Raw genomic sequence first — 6,857 nt, forward strand, 5'->3', positions numbered from 1 at the left:
GAAATGGCTATTGAATTGGTTGAAATATATGTGCCTGCAGTCCTTAAGTTTAGGATGATGGCTGGGAACTATGCAAATGTTCTATTTTCTGATTTGTATATTCCAGCTCTGCAGAAAGAGCTTGATCGTTTGGCGGGAGCGCTGACTAAAACGGACAAGTTGATAAATTCGTCATTGGCGGCTGTTGAGGTCATTCTAAATACAGATGAGATCAGTGGCTACCTGAAAGCTCTCAAGAAAGCCAGTGTCGCGAAGAATGAGGAGGCCGTAGCAGAGTTCTCGGCAGAACTAAAGAGAAGTATAGAACATGTCAATAAAGAACTGGTTGTTATAATGAAGGCATTGTCGGCGCAAATTGATAACCTGGAGACAGTGAAAATCAGTGAGAACGATGTGGAATACCGAGCTCTTGATAAGCGTCGCAGTGATTTCATGAAGAAGCTGCCTGAGGATAAAGAAGCTATGACTTTAATTAAAGAAAAGCGTGATCAGCTTGCGGCGGCGATGCTTGAATATGAATCAAAAACGTTCATTGATAGAGCGATGCCCATTATAGATGTGCTTAAAGAGAACGTGGGTACTGCGCTCGATGATGGAGGGGCTTTAATAAGCAAGTCAGGAGGTGCGACGCCGTTGGCTGCGAAACAAGCCATCAAAGCCGGAATGGATGTTGCCAGTAAAGTTTTGAATGTTATCAATGAAGAGATAAAATATCAGCAACTAGTGATTGCCAAGGACAGGTTGGATGGAGAGATCAATATCCGCCAGAAACAAATGTCAGTGCAGGAGCAGGAAATAGATGAGATTGATGATAAACGTGCCCAGTTGATGGCAATTAGGGAACTCGTCGCGCCTCGTAAGGCTTATGTCGCGGAGGCTAGAAAAATCCCCCATATGCTTATCACTTACGTTAACGAAGTTTTTGGTAGGGACTTGAGTGTGGTGGATGAACTAATGCAGGTCGGAGAAGACTTTATCAAGGTCAGCCCCGGTCTTTCAAAATATGTTAATAACTTGCAGTTTTACTGGCTACGCACCGGCTAATAGTGCCCTCAAACCGTCTGTTTTCTAACTCACGGCCACTTATTGGATTGGAAGCATGTTCAGCTATATAAGGCCCCACGGCGAAAGCATGGGGCTTTTTGTTGCCCATCAAAAGATCGCCGCACTTGGAGTTTTTGCTAACGACAACCTCGGCGCTGACGGTTAGCCTTCAGAAGGCGGATTTCATCCACAGCGATTGTCCACAGGGAAAAGGATCAAAGGGAATGCTGAGTCGACTGACTCACCTGCTGCGATACGACGGCTACTTCAGCCCGATGGCCTGGGTGCTTGCTGCTTTGCTGTTCATCAATCGCCTGAGCAGCATGGTCAAGCTGTTCATGGCGCTGTATCTGCGCCAGGAGCTGGGGCTGGCGATTGAGACGGTGGGCTGGTTGCTCTCCGCTTATGGTGCGGGGCTGTTGATCGGCTCGATGGCCGGGGGGCTGCTCAGTGATCATGTGCCCACGGCACGACTCACCGCTGCGCTGTTTTTTCTTTCGGTGTGGACACTGATTGCGCTGGGACTGGTCACGCAAGTGCCGTTGCTGGCCGGGTTGCTGTTGTTCAGCGGCACGCTCGATGGCGCCATTCGCACACTGCATCAGCGGTTGATCATGGAATATTGCCAGCCTGCACAGCGCGCCCGTGCGCAGTCGCTGAGTCGGGTTGCGCGCAACCTCGGCATGGCGGTCGCCGGGGTGGCCGGTGGCGTGCTGGCGCAGACGGATTTTCGCTGGGTGTTTTTTGTCAGCGCGGCAATGACAGCGCTGGCGTTGCTCTGGTTTGTCCGTTCGACGTGGCATCGCCCGGTGCTGATTGCCGACCCCGTGCCCGAAAATGCGGCTGGCCCCGGCGTACCTTATCGCGACAAACCATTTCTCTGGTTGCTGGCGGCGGCGGTGCTGCTCGGCATCGCCTTCGACACGGTCTACAGCACCCTCGGCAACTATCTGCGTGAGTATTACCACTTGAGTACCGAGGCCATCGGCTGGCAATTCGGGCTCAACGCGCTGTTGGTAGTGTTGCTGCAAATTCCGCTGTCACATTGGGGCGAGCGCTGGGGCCTGCGTCGGCAATTGATCGCGGGCAGCGTATTGCTGGCTTGCGGGCTGGGGATGTTGCCGTTTGGTTCCGGGCTGTTTTATGCCTGCCTGTCGACGGTGATCTGGACCCTGGGTGAAGCTTTCTTCATGCCACCGATGAACGTGCTGGTCATGCAACACGCGCAGGCCGGCAAGAGTGGTCAGTATTTCGGCCTGTTTTTCATGAGCTGGAGCGCCAGTGCGTTGCTGTCGCCAGTGCTTGGCGGTCAGCTCTACGGCCACTTCGGCGGGCACAGTGTGTGGCTGGTCAGTGCCGCACTGGCGTTGCTGGCGATACCGTTGATGTACAGGGCGACGCGCAGTGCTTAGCTGTTCTGGTTATAGGTGTTATTCGAAAGCGATCTGCCGTGGCGGGGCATTTCCGAGGGTTGATTAGCGTCCTATCTGGTGAACCCGGCTGATCGGAACTAGATTTCACTCAGCGCCAGATCGGCACCCAGGCTTCAACCCAGAAAGGATGGAATCAGCTATGAACATTTTTCAACGCATTGTGCTGTTGCTTAAGGTTTTGGTGATGTTGACGCTTGGCACCACGGCGGCCTGGGCGAGTACCGCCACGCTACCACAGGGATTCAATGCGGCTCACGGGCACGCAGGGGTGATCATGCTGGCCAAGTCCGAGTCCGAACCTGGCGATCAGGATCAGGGCGGCAGCAAGGACGATGACGATTCGACCACTGACGAACCAGACACCGACGACGATGATGACGGCGACAGCCAGTCGTAAATCGCAGACAAAAGAAAACCCCTTCTTCCTCGACTGATGCGCAATCGGGGCAGAAGGGGTTTGGTTAACACTTGAATCACAAACAACTCAATCCCTGTAGGCGCTGCGGCACGCTGCGATCTTTTGATCTTGATTCTGAAAATCAAAAGATCGCAGCGTGCCGCAGCTCCTACAGGGTTTTGTTTTATGCCGCGCCGTCGAGGAATTGCTCGGCGTAGTGGCACGCCACCTGGCGGCTGTCGAGATGGCGCAGGGCCGGCTCTTCAGTGCTGCAACGCTCGGTCGCGTATGGGCAGCGCTTGTGGAAAGCGCAGCCTGACGGCGGGTTCAGCGGGTTGGGCAGTTCGCCGACGATCTTGATTTTCGGCTTGTCCGGGTCCGGGTGAATGGTCGGCGTCGCCGACAGCAGTGCCTGGGTGTACGGGTGCAGAGGACGGGTGTAGATGTCCTCTTTCGGGCCCATTTCCACTGGACGACCGAGGTACATCACCATCACATGGTCGGCAACGTGACGCACTACCGCGAGGTTGTGCGAGATGAACACGTAGGCAGTGTTGAATTCCTGCTGCAGATCCATGAACAGGTTCAGCACCTGAGCCTGAATCGACACGTCCAGCGCCGAGGTCGGTTCATCCGCCACCAGCACTTTCGGTTGCAACATCATCGCCCGGGCCAGAGCGATCCGCTGGCGCTGACCGCCGGAGAACATGTGCGGATAACGCTGGTAGTGCTCGGGACGCAAGCCGACCTGCTTCATCATCGCCTGAACTTTCTCGCGACGTTCGGCGGCACTCAGGTTGGTGTTGATCAGCAGCGGCTCGGCCAGTTGGTCACCGATTTTCTGCCGTGGGTTCAACGATGCGTACGGGCTCTGGAACACCATCTGCACGTCTTTGCGCAGTTGTTTGCGCTGGGCCTTGTCGGCGCCGGTAACTTCCTGGCCGGCGATTTTCAGCGAGCCCGAAGACGGGTCTTCGATCAGGGTCAGGGCGCGGGCGAGGGTGGATTTGCCGCAGCCCGATTCACCAACAACGGCGAGGGTCTTGCCGGCTTCCAGTTCGAACGACACACCGTTGAGGGCGCGTACAGTCGCGTGGCCCTTGAACAGGCCACGGGAGACTTCGTAGTGACGGGTCAGGTCGCGGGCGGTAAGTACGACGGCCATTACGCCACCTCCTGATTCAGCGGGTAGAAGCAGCGGGCGAGGCTGTTGCTTTTCGGGTCAAGCGCCGGGCGCTGGGTACGGCAGTTGTCCTGCACGTACGGGCAGCGCGGCGACAGCAGGCAACCCTGCGGACGGTCGTAACGGCCGGGGACGATGCCGGGCAAAGTCGCCAGACGTTCGGCACCGAGGCTGTGTTCCGGAATCGCCTTGAGCAGCGCTTCGCTGTACGGGTGCGCCGGGATGTCGAACAGTTGCGGCACCTGACCGACTTCAACGGCTTGGCCCGCATACATCACGCACACGCGCTGGGCAGTTTCAGCCACGACCGCGAGGTCGTGAGTGATCAGCACCAGGCCCATGTTCTGTTCTTTCTGCAACGCCAGCAGCAGATCCATGATCTGTGCCTGAATCGTCACGTCGAGTGCCGTGGTCGGTTCGTCGGCGATCAGCAGTTTCGGTTCGCCGGCAATCGCCATGGCAATTGCCACGCGCTGGCTCATACCGCCGGACAGTTGATGCGGGTAAGCATCCATACGGCTGGCGGCGCCCGGGATTTCAACTTTTTCCAGCAGTTCGATGGCGCGTTTGCGCGCTTGCTTGCCGGACATTTTCAGGTGCAGGCGCAGCACTTCTTCGATCTGGAAACCGACTGTGTAGCTCGGGTTCAGTGCGGTCATCGGGTCCTGAAATACCATCGCCAGGTCTTTGCCGACGATCTGCCGACGCTGGCGGTTGCTCAGCTTCAGCATGTTCTTGCCATCGAAGCTCAGGGAGTCAGCGGTGACGATCCCCGGGTGCTCGATCAGACCCATCAGCGCCATCATGGTCACGGACTTGCCGGACCCGGATTCGCCAACAATGGCCAGTACTTCGCCCTTGTCCACTTTGAGGTCGAGGCCATCGACCACCGGCACGGCGTTCTTGTCGCCGAAGCGAACGTTGAGATTCTTGATTTCTAGCAGTGACATGGGAATCTCCTCAGGCGGCGTTCTTGAGTTTCGGGTCCAGCGCATCGCGCAGACCGTCGCCCATCAAGTTGATTGCCAGCACGCTGAGCAAAATGGTCAAACCAGGCAGACTGACTACCCACCAGGCGCGTTCGATGTAGTCGCGGGCCGAGGCCAGCATGGTGCCCCACTCAGGGGTTGGCGGTTGTACGCCAAGGCCGAGGAAGCCCAGAGCAGCAGCATCGAGAATCGCCGAAGAGAAGCTGAGCGTTGCCTGAACAATCAGCGGCGCCATGCAGTTCGGCAGCACGGTGATGAACATCAGACGTGGCAGACCGGCACCGGCGAGGCGGGCGGCGGTCACGTAGTCGCGGTTCAGTTCGCCCATCACCGCAGCGCGGGTCAGACGGACATAGGACGGCAGGGACACCACGGCAATCGCGATCACGGTGTTGATCAGGCCAGGGCCGAGGATGGCGACAATCGCCACAGCCAGCAGCAGCGACGGCAGGGCCAGCATGATGTCCATCAGACGCATGATGGTCGGGCCAAGCGCTTTCGGGAAGAAACCGGCGAACAGGCCCAGCAGAATCCCCGGGATCAGCGACATCACCACCGACGACAAGCCGATCAGCAACGACAGACGCGAACCCTGGATCAGACGCGACAGCAGGTCACGACCCAGTTCATCGGTGCCGAGCAGGAATTGCATCTGCCCGCCTTCAAGCCACGCCGGAGGCGTCAGCAGGAAGTCACGGTATTGCTCGCTCGGGTTGTGCGGGGCGACCCACGGCGCGAACAGCGCGCAGAAAACCACCAGCAACATGAACAGCAGGCCGGCAACGGCACCTTTGTTCTTCGAGAAGGCTTGCCAGAACTCTTTGTACGGCGACGGGTACAGCAGGCTTTGATCCACGGCGGACGCGGAAGTGGCTACTGAGGAAGTTGGAGTGCTCATGGATATTGACCTCAGCGCTGATGACGGATGCGTGGGTTGGCAAAGCCGTAGAGGATGTCCACTACGAAGTTGACCAGAATCACCAGGCAAGCAATTAACAGGATGCCGTTTTGTACTACTGGATAGTCCCGGGCGCCGATGGCTTCGATCAGCCATTTGCCGATGCCGGGCCAGGAGAAGATGGTTTCGGTCAGAACCGCACCGGCCAGCAGGGTGCCGACTTGCAGGCCGACCACTGTCAGTACCGGAATCAGCGCATTACGCAGACCGTGCACGAACACCACGCGCGATGGCGACAGGCCTTTGGCCCGGGCGGTGCGGATGTAGTCTTCACGCAATACTTCGAGCATCGACGAACGGGTCATCCGCGCGATCACCGCCAGCGGGATCGTACCGAGCACGATGGCCGGCAGGATCAGGTGATGCAATGCATCGAAAAACGCGCCGACGTCATCGGCCAGCAGCGTGTCGATCAGCATGAAACCGGTGCGCGGCTCGATGTCGTAAAGCAGGTCGATGCGCCCGGAAACCGGGGTCCAGCCCAGGCTCACCGAGAAGAACATGATCAGGATCAGGCCCCACCAGAAGATCGGCATCGAGTATCCCGCCAGGGAGATACCCATCACCCCATGGTCGAACAGGGACCCTCGCTTGAGGGCCGCGATCACCCCGGCCAACAGGCCAAGGACACCGGCGAACAGCAGCGCGGCCATGGACAGTTCCAGGGTCGCGGGGAAGAGGGAGGTGAACTCGGTCCATACGCTGGTGCGCGTGCGCAGGGATTCGCCGAGATCGCCGTGGGCCAGTTTGCCGATGTAGTCCAGATACTGGGCGTACAGCGGTTTGTTCAGACCTAGGCGTTCCATTGCCTGAGCGTGCATTTCGGGGTCGACCCGACGTTCGCCCATCATGA

7 protein-coding genes are annotated in these 6,857 nt (G+C 57.8%); 3 read left to right on the forward strand and 4 right to left on the reverse strand.

Annotated elements, in window-relative coordinates:
- Nucleotides 1-3: 3 nt before the first annotated feature.
- The 3 genes from ACIOZM_RS22670 to ACIOZM_RS22680 all read left to right on the forward strand — a co-directional run bounded on the left by ACIOZM_RS22670 (nt 4) and on the right by ACIOZM_RS22680 (nt 2,874).
- On the forward strand, nt 4-1,044 hold the full coding sequence (locus ACIOZM_RS22670) for an alpha-xenorhabdolysin family binary toxin subunit B (protein ID WP_401217468.1): 1,041 nt from the start codon (nt 4-6) through the stop codon (nt 1,042-1,044).
- 224 nt (nt 1,045-1,268) lie between these two features.
- Nucleotides 1,269-2,456 carry an MFS transporter gene (locus ACIOZM_RS22675; protein ID WP_401217471.1) on the forward strand — a complete coding sequence of 396 codons (1,188 nt, stop codon included), beginning with the start codon at nt 1,269-1,271 and terminating at the stop codon, nt 2,454-2,456.
- Nucleotides 2,457-2,616: 160 nt separating this feature from the next.
- Nucleotides 2,617-2,874, forward strand: a complete 258-nt coding sequence (locus ACIOZM_RS22680) for a hypothetical protein (RefSeq protein ID WP_401217474.1) — start codon at nt 2,617-2,619, stop codon at nt 2,872-2,874.
- Nucleotides 2,875-3,058: 184 nt separating this feature from the next.
- Here ACIOZM_RS22680 and ACIOZM_RS22685 read toward each other — a convergent pair whose 3' ends face one another.
- The 4 genes from ACIOZM_RS22685 to ACIOZM_RS22700 all read right to left on the reverse strand — a co-directional run.
- Entirely contained in the window at nt 3,059-4,039 is a 981-nt protein-coding gene (locus ACIOZM_RS22685) for a peptide ABC transporter ATP-binding protein (RefSeq protein ID WP_401217476.1), read from the reverse strand.
- The gene (locus tag ACIOZM_RS22690; protein WP_401217479.1) at nt 4,039-5,007 is read right to left on the reverse strand and encodes an ABC transporter ATP-binding protein; all 969 of its coding nucleotides are present in this window, start codon (nt 5,005-5,007) and stop codon (nt 4,039-4,041) included. Before ACIOZM_RS22690 ends, ACIOZM_RS22685 begins: the two co-directional genes overlap by 1 nt.
- Before the next feature lie 10 nt (nt 5,008-5,017).
- Entirely contained in the window at nt 5,018-5,944 is a 927-nt protein-coding gene (locus ACIOZM_RS22695; RefSeq protein WP_401217482.1) for an ABC transporter permease subunit, read from the reverse strand.
- A gap of 11 nt (nt 5,945-5,955) precedes the next feature.
- The coding region (locus ACIOZM_RS22700; RefSeq protein ID WP_401217484.1) for an ABC transporter permease subunit at nt 5,956-6,857 on the reverse strand (902 nt) is incomplete at its 5' end.

Source organism: Pseudomonas sp. NPDC087346 (assembly GCF_044744235.1).
Lineage (GTDB): Bacteria > Pseudomonadota > Gammaproteobacteria > Pseudomonadales > Pseudomonadaceae > Aquipseudomonas.

Coding starts and splice junctions, on each gene's coding strand:
- ACIOZM_RS22670 (WP_401217468.1), top strand. CDS start 4: ATGGCTATTGAATTGGTTGAAATATATGTGCCTGCAGTCCTTAAGTTT.
- ACIOZM_RS22675 (WP_401217471.1), top strand. CDS start 1,269: ATGCTGAGTCGACTGACTCACCTGCTGCGATACGACGGCTACTTCAGC.
- ACIOZM_RS22680 (WP_401217474.1), top strand. CDS start 2,617: ATGAACATTTTTCAACGCATTGTGCTGTTGCTTAAGGTTTTGGTGATG.
- ACIOZM_RS22685 (WP_401217476.1), bottom strand. CDS start 4,039: ATGGCCGTCGTACTTACCGCCCGCGACCTGACCCGTCACTACGAAGTC.
- ACIOZM_RS22690 (WP_401217479.1), bottom strand. CDS start 5,007: ATGTCACTGCTAGAAATCAAGAATCTCAACGTTCGCTTCGGCGACAAG.
- ACIOZM_RS22695 (WP_401217482.1), bottom strand. CDS start 5,944: ATGAGCACTCCAACTTCCTCAGTAGCCACTTCCGCGTCCGCCGTGGAT.